Raw genomic sequence first — 19907 nt, forward strand, 5'->3', positions numbered from 1 at the left:
CTATTTCAGGCCCGACGGCGCGGCGTCGAACACGTTGAGGGGTTTGGGAATCAACTTGAGCGCGTGGAACGCATCGGCCACCTGCTGCTGTTCCAGCAGCACTTCCCGGGTGATCGGCTGCACGCCGTAGGCCAGCCGCTCGGCGGCCAGTTCGACCACCGCCTTGTCCAGTCCCAGCACCGGCTGCAGCAGCGCCACGGCCTCGGCGCGATGATCGCGGGCCCACAGGTCGCCCTTGCGGATTTCCTCCAGCACGGTCTGGATCACTTCGGGATGCGCCTGCTGGTACGGTCGCGCGGCCAGGAAGAACTGGTAGTTCTTGACCACGCCGGTGCCATCGGCCAGCACCCGCGCGCCCAATTGCTTCTCGGCCGCGGCCTGGAACGGATCCCAGATCACCCAGGCGTCGACCGATCCGCGCTCGAACGCCGCGCGGGCGTCGGCCGGCGTCAGGTAGGCCACGTTCACGTCGGCATAGGGCACGCCGGCGCGCTCGAGCTGCTTGAGCAGCAGGTAGTGCACGTTGGAGCCCTTGTTCAGCGCGACTTTCTTGCCCTTCAGGTCGGCGACGCTCTTGATCGGCGAATCCTTGGGCACCAGGATTGCCTCGCTGGTGGGCGACGGCGGTTCGTTGCCGACGTACACCAGCGCCGCGCCGGCGGCCTGCGCGAACACCGGCGGCGCCTCGCCCACCGTGCCGAAGTCGATCGAGCCGACGTTCAGTCCTTCCAGCAACTGCGGGCCGGCGGGAAACTCGGTCCACTTCACCGTGATGCCCTGCGCCGCCAGTCGCTTGTCCAGGTCGCCCAGGGCGCGCACGATGGTCAGCGTGCCGTACTTCTGGAAGCCGATGCGCAACGTCTTGGCGTCCTGCGCCTGCGCGGCGGGCCACAGCAACGCCGCGCACAGCAGCGCCGCCAGCCAGCGGAAGACGGAAAGACGCGAGATCCAGATCATGCTGCGCATGGAAACCCCTTTTTGGTTCAGACGCTGAAGCCGCCCGCGAGCGCGAGCCGGCCGAGATCGAAGGCTTCATTGACGACCACCCCGCGCGGGCGCAGTTGCTCGGCCAGGCGCTCCACCGAATCCTCCAGCCGCGTGCGCACGTCGTCATCGATATGGCTGACGCCATCATCATCGACGCGCACCTGCTTGTCGGTGGCGTAGACCCCGGCAAGGATGTGGCGCGCGCCCAGCGCCGACAGCACCGGCTTGAGTCCGTATTCCAGCGCCAGCAAATGCGCCGGACTGCCGCCGGTGGCGATCGGCAGCACCACTTTGCCGGCCAGCGCCTTCTCGTCCAACAGATCCAGCACGGCCTTCAGGCCGCCGGAAAACGAGGCCTTGTAGACCGGCGTCGAGATCAGCACGGCGTCGGCCGCCGCCACGCGGGCGCGCAGCGCATGGGCCGCCGGCCCGGCGTAATGACCTTCGACCAGGTCTTCGGCGGGCACGTCGCGCAGGCCCAGCTCGCTGATGCCCAACCCACGCGCGCGCAGCAATTGCGCGGCATGGCGCAGCAGTGCGGAGGAACGGGAACGCTGCGACGGGCTGCCCGCCAGGGTAAGAATGCTCATGTTGGATGCCGGTGTTGCGTTGGAGGATCGTGCGCGGCGCAGGCCGGCTCAGAAGGCGGGAATCAGCGAGCCCTTGAATTCGGTTTCGATGAAGGTGCGGACTTCGGGCGACTGGTAGGCGGCCACCAGCTTCTTGACCCAGGGCTGGTCGCGGTCCTTGGTGCGCACCGCGATCACGTTGGCATAAGGGCCGTCGGCGGCCTCGCGGCCGATGGCGTCGCGCGCCGGCACCAGGCCGGCCTGGGTGGCGTAATCGTTGTTGATCGACGCCGCCGTCAGGTCGTCGAGCGAGCGCGGTAGCTGCGCCGCGTCCAGCGCCACCAGCTTGAGCTTGCGCGGGTTGGACACCACGTCCAGCGGAGTGGCGTTGTTCTTCTGCTCGGCCTCCGGCTTGAGGGTGATGAGCTTGTAGGCGGCCAGCAGGCGCAGGGCGCGGTTGCCGTTGGACGGATCGTTCTGGATGCCCACCGACGCGCCTTCGGGCAGGTCGTTGAGCGACTTGATCTTGCGCGAGTAGAAGCCCAGCGGCGCGGTGACAGTCAGGCCGACGGGCACGATGTCGAAGCCGCGCGCCTTGATCTGGTTGTCGAGAAAGGGCTTGTGCTGGAAGGCGTTGGCGTCGAGGTCGCCGGCGTTGAGGGCGGCATTCGGAAGTTGGTAGTCGTTGAACTTGACCAGCTTGATCTCCAGGCCTTCACGGGCGGCGACCTGCTTGACGACGTCGAAGATCTTTTCGGTGGTGCCGACGGAGATGCCGACGGTGATGGTCTTTTTCTCTTGCGCGTCGGCGTGGGCCGTACTGGTCAGGGCCAGGGCGAGGGTGGCGGCGGTGAGCAGGTGGCGGGTGAAGGACATCGTGTTTTTTCCGACGGGATTCGAATGGGATGACTGGATTCTGTCATTGCGAAATCCTTGGGAAAAATACTTAGTGGGTATGAGGATATGTGTTGTGGGTTGGTGGTTGGGGTTGTTTTGTCGTTTTGGAAATATGACGTTATTGCTGGGGGTTTTGTTTTTTTGGGGGCCGGGAGGTTTGAGTTCTTAAGGCGCGCGTGGCGGGGTCGGTGGGGGATGGCGGGGCTACGATTGCGGTCCGGAGCGTTCGCTCCGGACTTCCCCGTCGTCAACCTCGTCCGCCTTCGGCTCCCTACGGTTTCCCTCGGGCGCATCTACACGCCCCGCCATCCCCCACCGACCCCACCACGCGCTCGCGATGAGACTTAGCCTCGGGCGCTGGGACGGGTTGTGTGCTTGGCATGCTGGTGACCGTCATGATGCGGGGAGAGGGTCTTGCGGGGCCCGCCGCAAGCCGGCCGCGCGGGCGGCCTTTTGCGGCTTACGCGATGTCTTGCGTCGGGATGATGGCGCTCTCGCGTGTGGGGACGGCGGAATCGTTTGCTATTGATAGTCTGTTGGCATCCCGACGGCTTGTGGTCGGCGGGAGGGCGCGTCATGCGTAACATGCCGCCGAGTCAGCACGAGCAGCCTGGCGGCATGGGCACATCGCAATCATGCGCCAATGAAACACCGCCCGCACCACGCCTGTTTGTGGTCGGCGCGAGAGGTCGTCACGCGCAACATGTCTGATGCCGCGCCGACCACCACCGCCCCCCCCTGACGTGCGGAACCATTAGAAAACCGCCCACCGCCAGCGCGCAGCGCACCCGCAACACGTTCAAATGAACAGACGCCAGTTGTGGCCGCCCGGGCGGCCGCAACTGGCAGCCCCGCAGATTCCATTCCCTGCACACAGGTCCAGCAGCGCGGCAAGCCCAGACGCACGCAGCCCCTCGGGCGGGCGGACCCGATGGCGGGCAACCTCGATGCGCCCGACGGAATCCGAAGGAGTCGCCGAAGGCGAGGACGAGGATGAGGATGGGGCAGTCCGGAGCGAACGCTCCGGACCGCAATCGTGGGCGCCCGCCATCGGGTCCGCCCGCCCGAGGGGCGACCTACGAAGCACAAACTCACCCGCCAAAAAAAACCTAAGCCACCACCCTCCGATACTCCCCAGCAGCATGCCCCCCCGCCAGCAACGCCCGCCCCGCCCCAAACAACTTCTCCCGCAAAGTCCCCTCCGCATAAGCCGTCTTGTACACGCCTCGCTCCTGCAACTCCGGCACCACCAGATCGACGAAATCCGCGTAGCACTCCGGCGTCACCGTCCGCGCCAGGTTGAAGCCATCGATGTCCGTCTCTTCGACCCACGATGCCAGCTCATCGGCCACCTGCGACGCGCTGCCCACCAGCGCCGGATAGCGTCCGCCCAGCGCCATGTCGGCCAACAGATCCCGCACCGTGCGGTCGGTGCGCGCCACCGTCAGGTTTTTCACCGCCGACTCGATCGCGTTGTTCTTCACATAACGGATCGGCTCGTCCGCCGCATAGCGTGAAAAATCGATGCCGGTGGAGCTGGCGTAGTGGGCCAGGCCGGCTTCCGGATTGGCATAGCGCAGGTATTCCGCGTGCTTCTCGCGCGCCTCGGCCTCGGTGCGGCCCACCACCGCCGTCACGCCCATGAAGAACTTGATGTCGCGCGGATCCCGGCCCTCGCGCGCCACCGACTCGCGCACGCCCGCCACCAGCTTGCGCAGGCCTTCCTTGGTCTGGCTCGACACGAATACGCATTCGGCGTGGCGGGCCGCGAAGGCCTGGCCGCGGCCCGAGGAGCCCGCCTGGTACAGCACCGGCGTGCGCTGGCGCGACGGCTCCGAAAGATGGTAGCCCTGGACCTTGTAGTACTTGCCTTCGTGATCGATGCGCCGCACGGCGGCCGGGTCCGCGTAGACACGCGCGCGCCGGTCGGCGCGCACCGCGTCGTCGTCCCAGCTTCCCTCCCACAGCTTGTAAGCCACTTCCAGGAACTCGTCGGCGCGGTCGTAGCGCTCGTCGTGCGCGATCTGTTCGGACAGGCCCATGGCGCGCGCCGCGCTTTCCAGGTAGCCGGTGACGATGTTCCAGCCGATGCGGCCATCGGTCAGGTGGTCCAGCGTCGAGAAGCGGCGCGCCAGCAGGTACGGCGCCTCGTAGGTCAGGTTCACCGTCACGCCGAAGCCCAGGTGGCGGGTCGCGGCGGCCATGGCGGAGACGGTCAGCAGCGGGTCGTTGACCGGCAGTTGGATCGACTCGCGCAGCGTCAGGTCGGCCGAGTCCTGGTACACGTCGTAGACGCCAACGATATCGGCCAGGAACAGGCCGTCGAACAGGCCGCGCTCCAGCAGGCGCGCCAGGTCGGTCCAGTAGTCCAGCGTCTTGTACTGCGTCGAGGTATCGCGCGGGTGGGTCCACAGGCCGTGGTTGATATGGCCGACGCAGTTCATGTTGAACGCGTTCAGGAGGATCTGCTTTTTCGCCATGGCGTGCCGTTCCGAGGAAATCAAGTGGTGCCGACGCGGCCGGGCGCGGCGTCGTTCAGGTAGTAGTTGCCGACCGCGTGGCGCTTCCAGCGCACCGGATCGTGCAGCGTGTGGGTGCGGGCATTGCGCCAGTGGCGGTCAAGATTGAGTTGATCGAGCGTGGCTTGCGTGCCCGCCAGCTCGAACAGCTTGGTACCCGCGGCCAGGGCCGATTCCGTGGTCAGGGCGCGGGCCTCGGCCACGGCGATGGCGGCGGCCGCCACCAGATGCGGCTGCGGATCGGCGGTGGCGACGTCGAGGATGCGGCCGGCGCGCGCTACCAACGCGCGGGCGGCGTCCAGGCGGATCGACAGGCGGCCGAACTCGCTGATGGTCAATGGATCATCGGCGGCGCGCTCGACGCCCGCGTCGATCCATGGCCGCGAACGCTCCCGCACGAAATCGAGCGCATCGGCCAGGGCGGCCAGGCCGATGCCCAGGTCAATGGCCGCATGGATGATCTGCGCCAGCGGCTTGATGGTGTTGGGCGGCGCGGAAGGGTCGACCAGCACCATCACGTCCTCGTCCGGCACCGCCACGTCCTGGAACAGCACCGTGCCGCTGCCGGTCACGCGTTGGCCGAAGCCCGACCAGTCGTCGATCACCTCCACACCGGGGCTGTCGCGGCGCACGAAGGCGAGCCGCTGCAGGCCGTCCTCGCCCACGGTCGCGGTGGGAATCCATTGCGCGTAGAGCGCGCCGGTGCAATAGAACTTGCTGCCGTTGATGCGCCAGCCGCCCTGGCCATCGGCCGACAGCCGCGTGCGGCGCTCGGCGGCGGTGCTCGTGCCGATCTCGGCCAGCGCGTTGCCAAAGCGTTCGCCCGCCAGGGCGCGGGCGTAGAAGCGGCGCTGCTGGTCGGCATTGCCGTTGACCCGCAGCACCTCCAGCGCGTAGTAATGGTTCTGCGGGATCTGCCCGAGCGAGCCGTCGGCGCCCGAGATGATCGCGGTGACCTCGGCCAGCGTCACCCGCGACACGCCGGCGCCGCCGTGCTCGCGCGGCACCGTGATGCCCCACAGGCCGGACTGCGAATAGCGCTCCAGTTCGGGCAGCGGCAGGCGCCGCTCGCGGTCGCGCACGGCGGCGTCGCGGGCGAAGTCCGCGGCCAGTTCACGCGCGACCGCGATCGCTTGCGCGTCGCTGTCGATGATCGCGGCGCGCCGCGGCGCCAGGGTCGAGATGGCGAGTTCGGTCATGGCATCAGATCCAGGAATGGCGGTTGGGGCGATGCCCGTTCAACAGGTAATTGCCGACCGCGTGGTATTTCCAGCGCACCGGATCGTGCAAGGTATGGGTACGGGCGTTGCGCCAATGACGGTCCAGGTTGAACTCCGCCAGCGAGGCTCGGGCGCCGGACAGTTCGAACAGCGTCTCGCTGGCCGCCAGAGCGATTTCCGTGGTCAACGCCTTGGCCCGCGCCACCGCGATCGACGCGGCGGCCACGTCGTCGGCATCCAGCGCGCGCGGCGTGGCTTCATCCAGGTGCGCCGCGGCTTCGGCCAGCACCGCCTGCGCCGCGTGCAGGTCGATGAACAGCCGGCCGACGTCGCCGATCACGTAGGGATCCTGCGTAGCGCGTTCGACGCCGGCCTCGGCCCAGGGCCGGGCGCGCTCGCGCAGGAACTTGACGGTGTCGTTCAGGGCAGCTTCGGCGATGCCGGCGTCGATGGCGGCCTGCATCAGTTGCGCGAACGGGCCCTGCAAGGCTGGCGCTTCCTGCACTCGCCAGGCGGGCAGCACGCTGTCCGCCTCGACCCGCACGTTGTCCAGCAGCACCGTGCCGCTGGCGGTGGTGCGCTGGCCAAAGCTGGACCAGTCGTCCACCACCGTCAGGCCGGCGGCGTCCCGTTCCAGCAACACCGTCACCAGGCGGCCTTCGGTGTCCAGCGCCTTGGTGGGAATCCAGTGCGCATACAGCGCGCCAGTGGAATAGAACTTGCGCCCGGACAGGCGATAGCCGTCGCCATCGGCCACCAGCCGCGCCTGCACGTCACGCGCATGGCGGGTGTGGCGCTCGGGCCCGGCGTTGCCCAGCCTGCGGCCGGCCAGCACACCCTCGTAGTAGCGCCGCTTCTGCCCCGGCGTGCCGACCTGCCGCAGCAGGTTGAGCGAACCGAAATGGTTCTGCGGAATCTGGCCCAGCGACGGATCGGCCGCGCTGAGGATGCGGAACACGTCCGCCAGCGTCACGTGCGACACCTGGGCGCCGCCGTACTCGCGCGGCACGGTGATGCCCCCCAGGCCGCTGGCCGAATAGCGCTCGATCTCGCGCCAAGGCAGGCTGCGGGTCTGGTCGCGGTGCGCCGCGCCCTGGGCGAAATCGGCGGCGAGGATGCGCGCGGCGTCGATGGCTTCGGCGTCATCGCGAATGCGGGCGGCGGGCACGACGCGCGGCGCGTCGTCATCATCGATGGGCTGGGAAGAACTCGCGGCTTGCGGCATGGAAGGGTGCGCACGGAGGGGAAAAGAACAGCCTATCGACACGCCGCGACGCACGGAAGGACGGATTTCTCATGCGGATATTTGGAATCGGTATATGCGCCGCGATCGCGCCAAGCGCCTCTATTAGCGATCCGCGAGCCGGCATATCCAAATCACGAAAGAGTGTTTGCGGCGCGCTTCGGCGCTTGCTTAGAGTCGAGCTTTTCCTCGAACGCCGCGCCACCCCATGCCCGAACTGGATCTGCCCATTGCCCTGGACTACGACGGCGCCCTGGAAGCGCGCCTGTTCGACGACATCCGCCTGGCGGTGGCCTCCAACATTCCCGCCGCGCGCAACGACCCGCCGCGCGACCTGGCCAGCGCCGAGGAACGGCGCGCGGCCGGCGAGTACGCCGTCTGGAACACCGTGCACGACCTGTTCATCACGCAGGTCGCGGCGCACGCCATCGCCGGCCTGTTCCGCGACGACACGGAGTTCCAGTTCGCGCTGGCGCGCCAACTTGGCGATGACGCGGCCCACGCCGAATTCTCGCTGGCACGCGCCAGCCTGCTGCTGGAGCGCGATGCCAGGCCCGAGGTCGAGCAGGGCGTGCGCGACGCCTGGGACCTGGTTGGCGGCTTCGCCCTGCGCAACTGGCAGAACTTCCTGGCCTGGCAGTTCCACTACGAGCACTACATCCTGGCGCGGCTGTTCGTGAATCGCCGCACCGCGAAGGTGCTGGACTTCGGCCACCGCGAATTCGGCGAAAACCGCATCCTGCCCGACGAGGAAGCCCACCGCATCCGCATCACGCAATGGTGGCTGCGCAAGCTGGCCGGCGCCAGCGACAGCGAGCGCCACGACTGGACCGAAGGCCTGGTCCAGGCCGACGAGGACGTACAGCGCCTGCTCGGCCCCTACCTGCGCGACTCCTGGCAACTGAACCTGCGCGCCACCGGCCTGGACACGCGCAACCACGTGGCGCTGTACGACGCCTGGCGGCGCGAACTGCTCGCCACCCTGCTGCGCGTGGCGCCCGACGACCTGCCTTCCCTGACCAGCCTGGCCGCCTGACGCGGCCGCTCCCCTTACGACCGAAGGAATCCGCATGACCCAGCCCTTGCCCCCGGCGCACGAGACCGACGCGCCGCAGGATACCGTCAACCCCTTGCGCCGCTGGCTGATGGGCGCCGGCGCGCTGATGGGCGTCGGCGCCCTCTTTCCCAACGTGATCATGGCGCCCGCCCATGCCGACACGCAGAGCCTGCCGAACACGCTGGACGGCGCGGTCAAGGGCGGCGTGCTGAACGCGGTGGTGCACCCCGAGCCGCCCACGCTGGCTTTCTACCTGAACTCATCCACCCCTACCGGCGCGGTCGCGAGCAAGATCTTCGACGGCCTGGTGGAATACGGCCCCGACCTGAAGCCGCGTCCGGTCCTGGCGGAAAGCTGGAGCGTATCGGAAGACGGCAAGACCCTCACCTTCAAGCTGCGGCAGGGCGTGCTGTGGCACGACGGCAAGCCGTTCACTGCCGCCGACGTGAAATGGTCGGCCGAAGAGGTCTGGCTCAAGCACGCGCCCAGCGCGCGCCGCGTGTTCCAGTACCTGCAGCGGATCGAGACGCCCGACGACCACACCGTGGTGCTGCACCTGTCGCAGCCCACCCCGGTGGCGCTCAATGCCGTCGACTCGCTGGGCGCGCCGATCCTGCCGCGCCACCTGTTCGAAGGCACCGACATCCAGAACAATCCGTACAACAACAAACCGGTGGGCACCGGGCCGTTCGTCTTCAAGGAATGGAATCGCGGCAACTACATCGTGCTCGAGCGCAACGAGCGCTATTGGCAGCCGGAGCGCCCGTTCCTGGACCGCATCGTCTGGAAGATCGTGCCCGACGTCTCCGGCCGCGCAACGGCGCTGGAGACCGGCGCGGTCTCGTATGGCGAGCGCAATCCGGTCGCCTTCACCGACGCCACCCGGCTCGCCAAACTGCCCAAGCTGGCGGTGGACACCGCCGGCTACAACGGCTTCGCGGCCTGGCTATGGCTGGAAACCAACCTGCGCGACCCGATCCTGTCGAACCTCAAGGTGCGCCAGGCCATTGCGCACGCCGTCAACAAGCAGGCGCTGGTCAAGACCGTGTGGAACGGCTATGCCGAGCCCTTCGTCAGCCCGGTGCCGTCGCTGGTCAAGCCTTATCACAACCCCAACGTGCAGCAGTATCCCTACGACCCGGCGCTGGCCGAGAAACTGCTGGACGAGGCCGGCTACCCGCGCGGCGCCGGCGGCTGGCGCTTCGCGCTGACGCACGACTACATCCCGTTCGGCGACGACTATCGCCGCACCGGCGAATTCGTGCGGCAGGCGCTGCGCAAGATCGGCATCGACGTGACGCTGCGCGGCCTGGACCTGGCCACCTGGACGCGCAACGTCTTCACCGACTACAACTTCCAGCTCATCAGTTCGTGGGGCACGGTATTGATCGACCCGCAACTGGGCGTGGAGACGCGCTACTGGAGCAAGGCGGAGGCGCGCGGCACCCCCTGGTACAACGTGTCCGGCTACAAGAATCCCGACATGGACCGCGTCATCGAGGCGGCCCAGGTCGAGACCGATCCACAGAAGCGCATCGAACACTACAACGAGCTGCAACGGCTGGCGCAGCGCGACCTGCCGCTGATCGGCCTGTTCGAGTTCCGCTGGTTCGGCGTGTGGGACAAGCAGTTGCGCAACGTGACCGACGCGTCGTCGCACTCGCGCAACAACTTCGCCCACGTCTGGCTCGGCAAGGCCTGAGGGGCCGGCGATATGCTTGCGCGCCTGCCCCGTCCCGTCCGCTACCTGCTGCAGATCCTGTTCGTGGTGGCCGCCACGGGGGTCGCCAATTTCTTCCTGCTCAAGCTGGTGCCGGGCGACCTGGTGGACGTGATCGCCGCCGAGAACAGCGGCATCACTCCTGCCCACGTGGCCGAGCTGCGCCAGGCCTACGGCCTGGACCGGGGCCTGCTGGCGCAGCTCGGCTACTACCTCAAGAGCCTGGCTTCGCTGGACCTGGGCTATTCGTTCCGCTATGGCGAACCGGTGGCAGACCTGATCTTCGGCCGCCTGCCGGCCACCCTGGCGCTGATCGGCACCGGCCTGGCCTTGTCGGTGGCATTGGGGGTGCTGCTGGGCGTGCTGGCGGCGCGGCGGCCGCACGGGCTGCTGGACACGCTGCTGTCCGGCCTGGCCACGGCGGGTTATTCGGCGCCGATGTTCTGGACGGCGTTGATGCTGATCGTCGGCTTTGGCGTGCACCTGGACTGGCTGCCGGTCGGCGGCATCCGCGACGTCGGCGCCGCCCATACCGGCGGCGCGCTGTGGCTGGACTACGCGCGGCACCTGGTGCTGCCGGTGGCCACGGTGGCGATCTACTACGTCGCCATCTACGCGCGGCTGTCGCGCGCGTCCATGATCGAGACGCTGCAGGAAGACTACATCCGCACCGCCCGCGCCCGCGGCAATGGGGAGGGCCGGGTGATCTGGCGCCACGCGCTGCGCAACGCCATCCTGCCGGTGGTCACCATGCTCGGCCTGCAGAGCAGCGCGCTGCTGGGCGGCAGCATCGTGGTCGAGACCGTGTTTGCCTGGCCCGGCCTGGGCCAGCTTTCGTTCGAGGCCATCGCCAGCCGCGACGTCAACCTGCTGCTGGGCATCCTGCTGATGAGCGCGGCGCTGGTGGCGGTGATGAACATCGCCGTGGATGCCTGCTACGGCCTGCTCGACCCGCGCGTGAGGAAAGCATGAAGCACGCCTTGACGTTCCTGGCGCGCCTGTTGCGGGCGCCTTCCGCCGCCATCGGCGCGGCTGTACTGGTGTTGCTGGTGGCCGCCGCCGCCACGGCCGGCTGGCTGTATCCGGGCGACCCGCTGGAAATGGTGGGCGCGCCCTTCACCTGGCCCGGCACCGACGCGGAATTTCCGGCCGGCACCGACCTGATGGGCCGCGACATCCTGGCCGGCCTGTTCCACGGCGCCCGAGTCTCGCTGCTGGTGGGCGGCGCCTCCGCCGCCATCGCGCTGGCGCTGGGGCTGCTGGTGGGCGCCATCGCCGGCTACGCCGGGCCGCGCGTGGACGCGGTGCTGATGCGCCTGACCGAGCTGTTCCAGACGGTGCCCTCGTTCCTGCTGGCGATCGTGCTGGTGGCGATCCTCGGGCCTTCGCTGTCGACCATCATCTTCGCGCTGGGCGTGACTTCCTGGACCGGCATCGCGCGCCTGACGCGCGGCGAGTTCATCTCCCTGCGCCAACGCGAATTCGTGCGCGCCGCGCAGGCGCTCGGCGCCAGCCACGCCCGCATCATCTTCCGCGAGATCCTGCCCAACGCCCTGCCGCCCATCATCGTGACCACCGCCGTTCTGGTGGCCAACGCCATCCTGTCCGAAGCCGGCCTGTCGTTCCTCGGCCTGGGCGACCCCAACGTAGTCAGTTGGGGCAGCATGGTGGGCGCAGGGCGCGAGGCGCTGCGCACCGCCTGGTACATGACCGCCCTGCCGGGCCTGACCATCATGGCGGCCGTGCTGGCCCTGAACCTGCTGAGCGACGCCGTCAACGACGCGCTCAATCCCAAGCTGCGGCGGCGCGCCGCCGTGGCGCCCGCCGCCCCGCTACCGACTGCCTCCCCATGAGCACACTGATCGACATCCAAGGGCTGAACGTGGCCTTCCCCGGCCATCAGGCCGTCAACGGACTGGACCTGCGCATCGCCGCCGGCGAGACCCTGGCGCTGGTGGGCGAATCCGGTTGCGGCAAGTCCACCACCGCGTTGGCGCTGCTGGGCCTGCTGCCGCGCCACGCCCGCGCCAGCGGCCGCATCCTGTTCGAGGGCCGCGACCTGCTGGCGCTATCCGAGCGTCAACGCTGCGCCCTGCGCGGCGACCGCATCGCCATGATCTTCCAGGAACCCATGACCAGCCTGAACCCGGTGCTGACGCTGGGCCAGCAGATCGGCGAGGCCCTGCGCCTGCATCGCGGCGCCTCGGCCCGGGCCGCGCGCCAACGCGCGATAGAACTGCTGGACCTGGTGCGCGTGCCCGAGCCGCAGCGGCGCGTCGACGACTACCCCCACCTGCTGTCGGGCGGCCAGCGTCAACGCGCCATGATCGCCGCCGCCATCGCCTGCGAGCCCGCGCTGCTGGTGGCCGACGAGCCCACCACCGCGCTCGACGTGACGGTGCAGGCGCAGATATTGCGGCTGCTGGACGACCTGCGATCGGAACTCGGCATGGGCCTGCTGCTGATTACTCACGACCTGGCGGTGGTGGGCGACTGGGCCGACCGCGTGGCGGTGATGGTGGGCGGCGAGAAAGTCGAGGAAGGCGCCGCCGCCACGCTGCTGTCGCGGCCGCGCCACCCCTATACCCAGGGTCTGCTGGGCGCTTCGCTGCGGCTGGATGACGCCACCCACTATCGCCAGCGACGCCTGCCGGAAATCCGCTCGCGGCTCGATCCGGCCTCGGGCCGGCCCATATTTGGCCTGGTGACGCCCCCGCGCGTGGCCGCGGCCAATGACGCGACCGCCGGCGATCCTCATCCCCTGCCCTTGATGCAGGTGCGCGACCTGCGTGTCGACTACGCCACGCCCCAGGGCGCCAAGCACGCGGTGGACGGTGTGTCGTTCCAGATCGCCCATGGCGAAACGCTGGGCCTGGTGGGGGAATCCGGCTGCGGAAAATCGACCCTGTCGCGCACCCTGGTGCGGTTGCTGGCGCCCGCCGGCGGGCAGATCCTGCTGCGCGGACAGGACACCGCCCGCCTGGACCGGCGCGGGTTGGCAGCCTATCGCCAGAGCGTGCAGATGATCTTCCAGGACCCTTACGCCTCGCTCAACCCGCGCCACACCGTCGGCGACATCCTGGAATCGGCGCTGCGCATCCACCGCGTGGCCGAACGCCCGGAACGGCGCCGCCGCATCGCCCACATGCTGGACGCGGTCGGCCTGCCCAGCGGCGCCCTGGCGCGCTACCCCAGCGAATTCTCGGGCGGCCAGCGCCAGCGCATCGGCATCGCGCGCGCCCTGGTGCTGCGGCCGTCGCTGGTGATCTGCGATGAACCGGTGTCGGCGCTGGACGTGTCGGTGCAGGCGCAGATCCTGAACCTGCTGGTCGACCTGAAGGCCGAGTTCAACCTGTCGTACCTGTTCATCTCGCACGACCTGTCGGTGGTGCACTACCTGGCCGACCGGGTGCTGGTGATGCACGGCGGCCGCATCGTCGAGGAAGGCCCCAACGCCACCCTGTGGCGCGAGGCCCGCCACCCCTACACGCGCAGCCTGATCGAGGCGCTGCCGCGCGGCCTGGAGGGGGAAGGGGAAACCCTGCGTCGTCGCGCCTGACGGGGCGGCGCGCCGCGCTCATCCGAATGCGGTACTGGATTGCGGGCAGGGGCGGGCCTATACTGGATTCGCCCTTGCTGGACGTTCCTTTTCTCAAAGGAGACGCAACATGTACAGGCATCTGCTCATCGCCGTGGACGGCTCCCTGCTGTCCGAGTCGGCCTTCAAGAAGGCGCTCGTTTTCGCCAAGGAAATGAACGCCACCATCACCCTGCTGCGCGCCATCCCGGAGGATCACCTGACCGTCTACCAGGCGGAAATGCTGGGCGCCCACCAGCCGCAGCATACCGACCAGGCACGCAAGAACGCCACCGGCTACCTGGAAGGCCTGGAGGCCGAGGCGCGCCACGCCCTGGTGCCTTGCGAGACCGCCGTGGTGGTCAACGACCACCCGCACGAAGCCATCGTCGACACGGCGCAGCAACGGGGCTGCGACCTGATCGTGATGGGGTCGCACGGCCGCCACGGCATGACCGGCTTCCTGCTCGGCAGCGAGACCCAGCGTGTGCTGGCGCGCACCAAGCTGCCGGTGCTGGTGTTCCGCTAGGGATCGCCGCGCGAGCCCGCGCTATGGCATCGCCGCCGTGGCCGGCGCATGCTGGAAGGTGAAGCTGTCGGCGTACACGTGGTCGAGGCTGGCGCCGCGCCCCGCCAGCAGCGTGGTCGCCTCGCTGATCATCGCCGGCGCGCCGCACAGGTAGAAGGCGTGTTCGGACAGGTCGCCGTGGTCCGCCAGCACTGCCTGTTGCACATGGCCGCGCCGGCCCTGCCAATCGGCGCGGGCGCGCGACAGCACCGGCACGAAATTGAACTCGTAGAGGCGCCCGGCCCAGCCCGCGATCTGGTCGCGCAGGTACAGGTCGGCCTCGGTCCGCATGCCCCAGTAGAGCGTCACCGGCGGGCAGTCGTCGTTGTCCAGCAACGATTCCAGGATCGCCTTGATCGGCGCGATGCCGGTGCCGGTGGCCATCATGATCATCGGCCGCCAATCTTCCTCGTGATAGCTGAACACGCCCAGCGGCGCCTCGATCTCGAGCGCCGCGCCCGGCCGCGCCTGCCCCAGCCACTGGTCGGTGTAGCGGCCGCCCGGAATGCGGCGCACGTGGAAATCCACCAGGTTGCCGGCGGGCGCCGAGGCCATCGAGAAGCTGCGGGTGGCGCCGTCGGGCAACACCACGTTCATGTACTGGCCCGGCGCGTAATCGAGCGGCGTGTCCGGCGGCAGCGCCAGCGTCAGGTGGATGACGTCGTCGCACAGCGCGGCGATGCGGTGCACGGTGGCGTCCAGGCGCCGCGGCTCGGCGAATTGGCGCGGGTTGGCGACGCTGATGCACAGATCGCTGCGCGGCCGCGCCTGGCAGGCCAGCGCATAGCCCTGGGCCGCCTCTTCCGGCGTCAGCGCCATCGGGAATTCTTCGTAGTCGACCGCCCCTTCGGCCAGCTTGATACGGCAGGTGCCGCAGCCTCCGAAGGTGCATTCGTGCGGCAGCCGCACCGAGGCGCGCTCGGCCGCCTGCAACACGGATTCATCCGGCGAGACCATGAAGGCCTGCCCGGTCTCGAGGATCTGGACACGGTATGCCATGACGACAGCGCCTATTTCTTGATGTCCGCCTGCACCAGCACCTTCAGGCCGCGCGGCTCCAGCATTTCGGCCAGCGCCCCCAACGCGGCCAGGCCGGCCTGGGTGTCCTGCTCGCCGTTGCCGCCGCTCAGGCCCACGCCGCCGACGACCTCGTCGTTGACCACGATGGGAAAGCCGCCCACGAACGCGGCGAACCTGCCTTCGAAGCTCCATTGGATGCCGAAGGCTTCGTTGCCGGGCAGCGCCGGCCCGTTGGGGGGGGTGGTGAACAGGTGCGTCGAGCGCTTGTGGCCGGATGCGGTGAAGGCCTTGTTCCAGGCGATCTGCGGGCCGGTGATGCGGGCGCCGTCCATGCGCTCCAGCGCGATCGGATAGCCGCCGTCATCAACGATGCACACCGATTCCAGCACGCCGATCTGTTCCGAGCGAGCGATGGCGGCGCGCACCATGAGGCGCGCTTCTTCGAGTTCCAGGCGATAGATCTGCTTCATGTTGCTTGACTCCAGGTAGGGCCGTCAGCCTGCGCGGTAGACGGTCTTGATCTGCGTGTAGAACTCCAGCCCGACCCGGCCCGATTCACGGAAGGTCGAGGTGCTGGAACTTTTCAGGCCGCCGAACGGCGCGTTGATGAGATTGCCGGTGGTGGTGCGGTTGATCTTGACGGTGCCGGCCTGGATGTCGCGGGCGAAGCGATGGGCGTAGCGCGCGTCGCTGGTGGCGATGGCGGCGGACAAGCCGTATTCGGTGTCGTTGGCGCAGGCGATGGCCTCGTCGTAGCCGTCCACCGCGATCAGCGCCAGCACCGGTCCGAAAATCTCCTCGCGCGCGATCCGCATCTGCTGCGTCACGTCGGTGAACAGGGCCGGCGTCACGTAATAGCCGCGCTCGAAGCCGGGACCGTCCAGGCGCTCGCCGCCGATCAGATGGGTGGCTTCCTGCTTGCCCAGCGCGATGTAGCTCAGCACCGTGTCGAGTTGTTTACGGGTGGCCAGCGGACCCAGGTCGAAATTGCCATCCAGGCCATTGCCGATGGTCAGCTTGGCCATGCGCGCCAGCAGCTTCTCGGTGAACGCCGCCAGCACCTTGCGGTCGACCAGCAGCCGGCTGGTGCCGGTGCAGGCCTGGCCGCTGAGCGAGAACCCGCCCTTGACCGCCAGGTCCACCGCGCGATCCAGGTCGGCGTCGGCCAGCACGATCAGCGGGTTCTTGCCGCCCAGCTCCATCTGCGTGCGCGTGGTCAGGCCGGCGCCGCGGTGGATCTGCTCGCCAGCGGCGGTCGAGCCGGTGAAGGAAATGGCGCGCACCGCCGGCGCCGTGGTGATGGCCTGGCCCACCTTCGAGGCCGGTCCCGTCACGAAATTCAGCACGCCCGGCGGCAGGCCCGCCTCGACCAGCGCCTGCGCCAGCCGGTAGCCGGACAGCGGCGCGTCCGACGACGGCTTGAACACCACGGTGTTGCCGGTGATCAGCGCGGGCGCGATCTTGCGCGCCGGAATCGAGATCGGGAAGTTCCACGGCGAGATCACCGTCACCACCCCCAGCGGCTCGCGCTGGCTGTAGACCACCATGTCCGGATCGTCGTTGACGAAGGTCTCGCCGGTGAACGACTGCCCTTCCACCGCGTAGAAACGCAGGGTCTGGGCCGAGCGCAGCACTTCGTCGCGCGCCAGCGCCAGCCCCTTGCCTTCCTCGCGGGTCAGTTCGCGCGCCACGCTGTCGGCGCGGTCCTCCAGCAGTTGCGCGGCGCGGAACAGGATGGCGGCGCGCTTGGAGATCGGCGTGTCGCGCCAGGCGGGAAAGGCGGCGGCGGCCGCCGCCACGGCGCGGGTGCCATCGGCCGCGTCCGATTGCTGGAACCGTCCCACCACGTCGGCGCTGTCGGCCGGGTTCAGGTTCGGCACTGTCGCGCCCGAGGCGCAGGCGACCCATTCGCCCCCGATGTGATTCAGAAATGCCTGCTGCGAAAGCTCGTCCACGGAAGTCCTTCCTTTGCCGGGCTGGCCGGGATGCCCGGAAATTGGCCGTCTGAGGTAATTTCTGAACATTGTATACTTTAATCTAAATGGTTCGATCCACGTAAACCCGAACCGGCGTCAATGCCAGATCAGCACGGCGCAGATCGTGGACACGAACAGCGCCAGCAGCACGGGCAGCAGCAGCGCCCGCACCAGCGACAGCACGTGGACCCGCGCGAACCCCGCCACCGCGATCAGCGACGACCAGGCGATCAGGGTGCCGCCCCCGGTCCACACCGCGCCCATCTGGCCCACCGCCGCCAGCGTCGCCGGATCCACCCCGACCACCGGCCCCAGCGCGCCCGACAGCGTGCCGGTCAACGGCAGGCCGGCGAAACCCGAACCGTCGATGCCGGTGATCATCCCCACCAGCAGCACGCCGAACGCCACCAGGAAATGGTTCTCCGGGATCAGGTGCTGGCCCGCCGAGATCACTTCGAACAACAGCCCGGGAGCCTGGGCCTGCGGCATGCCCAGGATCTGCGCGGCCGTCTCGTTGGCGCCGACGAAGAAGAAGCCGGCGATCGGCAGCACCGAGCCCATCGCCTTGAAGGCGAACACGAAGCCGTCGGTGACGTGCTCGGGGCAGACGTCCAGCATCTTGCGCGGCCCCTCGGCCGCCAGCGTCACCAGCATCATCACCACGAACGCCACGCCGCCCACCAGCGCCGCCGCGTCGCCGCCGCGCAGCGCGGGCAGCGACGGGAACAGCCGCGGCAGCACCATCACCGCGATCACGCCCAGGAAGGCCAGCGGCGTCACCACCGCGAACACGCGCGACCAGCGCACCCGGCGCCGTTCCTCATCGTTCAGCCCCGGGCCGCGCGGCAGCGCCGGGTTCGCACCCATGGTGCCGCGCGCGAGTTCGGCCTTGTCGAACGATCCTGAGTGCTCGATCTCGGCCAGGCTGCCGTCCTGGGCGCGCGCCTGCCAGGCCGACAACAGGCCCGGGTCGGCCGGCACGATGTGCTTGCGCACCAGCAGGTAGGCGACGGTCAACGCCACCGCGCCGGTGATCAGCGACAGCACCAGCGCGCGGTCCGCCACCACCGCGGCGCTGACCGCGGCGCCCGCGGCCTTGGCGCTGATGCCGGGCGCCACGCCAATCACGTAGTCGGACGACAGCGCCATGCCCTGGCCGGCGATGGCGATCGCCATGGCCCCCGCCAGCGGCGGCAGCCCGGCCGCGATGGCCGCCGGCAGCAGGATCGCCGAGACCAGGGGCACCGCCGGCGTCGGCCAGAAGAACAGTGAGATCACATAGGTACAGAGGGCGATGATGAGGAACGACGAATGGCCGCCGCGCATCACCCGCCGGAACGGCTGCACCATGCGCACGTCCGCCTGCAGCGTCTTGAGCGCATTGAGCAGGGCGGTCATGAAGGTGATGACCAGGAAGATGTTGAAAAGCTCTTTGGCGGCCACGAAGCTGGCCGAGAAGATGCCGATCAGCGCGCTGATCGGGTTGCCGGTGATGGCCAGCACCACCAGAAAGGTGCCGATGACCGACGGCACCACCACATTGGCCCGCAGGATCATCGTCAGGATGATGGCGGCGACGCTGACCAGGTACATCCAGTGAGCGGCGTTGAGGACGACGTCCGATTGCATGCGCTATTCCCCTTGTGACGTGGCTGTTGAATCGCCACTTCGGTATACTATATTTCGTTATGCGTCATACCAACCGAAATATGCATCGCCTAGGGAAACCGATAATTCTGAAATTTCGATGAATATTCGAGGAAAATCAGTGCATTAAGTTGGCGCATAAGCCCAATCTTGGTGCATGGGCGGTTTTGATTCAGACTACGATATACAAAAAAGAGACTGCTACATGCCCATCGCCGTTCCCGATCTCTGGCATTTCGCCGCCATGGCCGCGGTCGTCTTCGGCGCCGCGCTGGCGCAGGGCGTGGGCGGCATCGGCTTTGCCATGTTCGCCGCGCCGGTGGCGGCGCTGTGCTTTCCGCAGTTGGCGCCCGGCCCGCTGCTGACGCTGGGCGGCTTCATCTCGCTGCTGACCGCGCTGCGCGAACGCGGCGCGATCGACTGGCCGGCGGTCGGCTATGCCCTGACCGGGCGCGCCGCCGGCACCCTGATCGCCATCTACGCCATGGCGCGCTTCGCGCCGCAGGCGCTGGGCCTGCTGTTCGCCGCCATGATCCTGGCCGCCGTCGGACTCAGCGCCGCCGGCCTGCGCTTTGCCGCCACCCCCGGCCGGGTCTCGGGCGCCGGCGTGGCCTCGGGCATCATGGGCACCATGACCTCGGTGGGCGCCCCGCCGATTGCCCTGGTGTTGCAGCACGCCGAGCCGCCGCGGCTGCGCGCCACGCTGGGCATGGTGCTGTTCCTGGGGTCGATCTTCTCGCTGGCGATGCTGGCGCTGGCCGACCGCTACACCGGTTACCACGCCGCGCTGGCGCTCAGCCTGGCGCCGTTCCTGCTGGCCGGCTTCGCGGTTTCCGGCCGGCTGCGCTCGCGGCTGCCGCCGCGCGCGGTGCGCGCCGTGCTGCTGGCCGCCTGCGCCATCGGCGCG

17 protein-coding genes are annotated in these 19907 nt (G+C 68.7%); 7 read left to right on the plus strand and 10 right to left on the minus strand.

All coding sequences use genetic code 11. The features are described from left to right. The 6 genes from SB816_RS27345 to SB816_RS27370 form a co-directional block, all read right to left on the minus strand. Positions 1-966, minus strand: a complete 966-nt coding sequence (locus SB816_RS27345) for a sulfonate ABC transporter substrate-binding protein (protein WP_410547799.1) — start codon at positions 964-966, stop codon at positions 1-3. Between the two features lie 17 nt (positions 967-983). Beyond that, positions 984-1577 carry an NADPH-dependent FMN reductase gene (ssuE, locus tag SB816_RS27350; protein WP_054419216.1) on the minus strand — a complete coding sequence of 198 codons (594 nt, stop codon included), beginning with the start codon at positions 1575-1577 and terminating at the stop codon, positions 984-986. Positions 1578-1625: 48 nt separating this feature from the next. Further along, positions 1626-2432 carry a MetQ/NlpA family ABC transporter substrate-binding protein gene (locus tag SB816_RS27355; RefSeq protein ID WP_054517921.1) on the minus strand — a complete coding sequence of 269 codons (807 nt, stop codon included), beginning with the start codon at positions 2430-2432 and terminating at the stop codon, positions 1626-1628. 1130 nt (positions 2433-3562) lie between these two features. Continuing rightward, positions 3563-4933 (minus strand): LLM class flavin-dependent oxidoreductase, encoded by a 1371-nt coding sequence (locus SB816_RS27360; RefSeq protein ID WP_020925504.1) that lies wholly within the window; start codon positions 4931-4933, stop codon positions 3563-3565. A gap of 20 nt (positions 4934-4953) precedes the next feature. Then, positions 4954-6171 carry an SfnB family sulfur acquisition oxidoreductase gene (locus SB816_RS27365; protein ID WP_410547800.1) on the minus strand — a complete coding sequence of 406 codons (1218 nt, stop codon included), beginning with the start codon at positions 6169-6171 and terminating at the stop codon, positions 4954-4956. 4 nt (positions 6172-6175) lie between these two features. Further along, positions 6176-7417, minus strand: coding sequence for an SfnB family sulfur acquisition oxidoreductase (locus tag SB816_RS27370; RefSeq protein WP_410547801.1), 1242 nt, complete (start codon positions 7415-7417; stop codon positions 6176-6178). A gap of 226 nt (positions 7418-7643) precedes the next feature. Between SB816_RS27370 and SB816_RS27375 the strand changes: the two genes are divergently transcribed. The 6 genes from SB816_RS27375 (at position 7644) to SB816_RS27400 (ending at position 14318) form a co-directional block, all read left to right on the plus strand. Then, entirely contained in the window at positions 7644-8471 is an 828-nt protein-coding gene (locus SB816_RS27375) for a hypothetical protein (protein WP_410547802.1), read from the plus strand. A gap of 34 nt (positions 8472-8505) precedes the next feature. Continuing rightward, positions 8506-10194 carry an ABC transporter substrate-binding protein gene (locus SB816_RS27380; RefSeq protein ID WP_175143676.1) on the plus strand — a complete coding sequence of 563 codons (1689 nt, stop codon included), beginning with the start codon at positions 8506-8508 and terminating at the stop codon, positions 10192-10194. 12 nt (positions 10195-10206) lie between these two features. After that, positions 10207-11184 (plus strand): ABC transporter permease, encoded by a 978-nt coding sequence (locus tag SB816_RS27385; RefSeq protein ID WP_020925509.1) that lies wholly within the window; start codon positions 10207-10209, stop codon positions 11182-11184. After that, positions 11181-12065, plus strand: a complete 885-nt coding sequence (locus tag SB816_RS27390; RefSeq protein ID WP_410547803.1) for an ABC transporter permease — start codon at positions 11181-11183, stop codon at positions 12063-12065. Before SB816_RS27385 ends, SB816_RS27390 begins: the two co-directional genes overlap by 4 nt. Continuing rightward, the gene (locus tag SB816_RS27395; protein WP_269876090.1) at positions 12062-13771 is read left to right on the plus strand and encodes an ABC transporter ATP-binding protein; all 1710 of its coding nucleotides are present in this window, start codon (positions 12062-12064) and stop codon (positions 13769-13771) included. Before SB816_RS27390 ends, SB816_RS27395 begins: the two co-directional genes overlap by 4 nt. 109 nt (positions 13772-13880) lie before the next feature. Continuing rightward, positions 13881-14318 (plus strand): universal stress protein, encoded by a 438-nt coding sequence (locus SB816_RS27400; RefSeq protein ID WP_054503650.1) that lies wholly within the window; start codon positions 13881-13883, stop codon positions 14316-14318. A gap of 21 nt (positions 14319-14339) precedes the next feature. Here the strand turns inward: SB816_RS27400 and SB816_RS27405 are convergent, their stop codons facing one another. From SB816_RS27405 to SB816_RS27420, 4 genes are all read right to left on the minus strand, one after another. Next, positions 14340-15356: a 2Fe-2S iron-sulfur cluster-binding protein gene (locus SB816_RS27405; RefSeq protein WP_410547804.1), complete on the minus strand. Its 1017-nt coding sequence runs from the start codon at positions 15354-15356 to the stop codon at positions 14340-14342. Between the two features lie 11 nt (positions 15357-15367). Continuing rightward, complete coding sequence (locus tag SB816_RS27410) at positions 15368-15847, minus strand: GlcG/HbpS family heme-binding protein (RefSeq protein WP_410547805.1); 480 nt, start codon at positions 15845-15847, stop codon at positions 15368-15370. Positions 15848-15871: 24 nt separating this feature from the next. Then, on the minus strand, positions 15872-17332 hold the full coding sequence (locus SB816_RS27415) for an aldehyde dehydrogenase family protein (RefSeq protein WP_410547806.1): 1461 nt from the start codon (positions 17330-17332) through the stop codon (positions 15872-15874). Between the two features lie 117 nt (positions 17333-17449). Continuing rightward, on the minus strand, positions 17450-18982 hold the full coding sequence (locus tag SB816_RS27420; protein WP_054503654.1) for a hypothetical protein: 1533 nt from the start codon (positions 18980-18982) through the stop codon (positions 17450-17452). Between the two features lie 223 nt (positions 18983-19205). On the opposite strand from SB816_RS27420, the gene SB816_RS27425 reads away from it, so the two are divergent. Further along, the coding region (locus tag SB816_RS27425; RefSeq protein WP_410547807.1) for a sulfite exporter TauE/SafE family protein at positions 19206-19907 on the plus strand (702 nt) is incomplete at its 3' end.

Origin of the sequence: Achromobacter sp. SIMBA_011, assembly GCF_046535435.1 — a bacterium.
Lineage (GTDB): Bacteria > Pseudomonadota > Gammaproteobacteria > Burkholderiales > Burkholderiaceae_B > Achromobacter > Achromobacter dolens.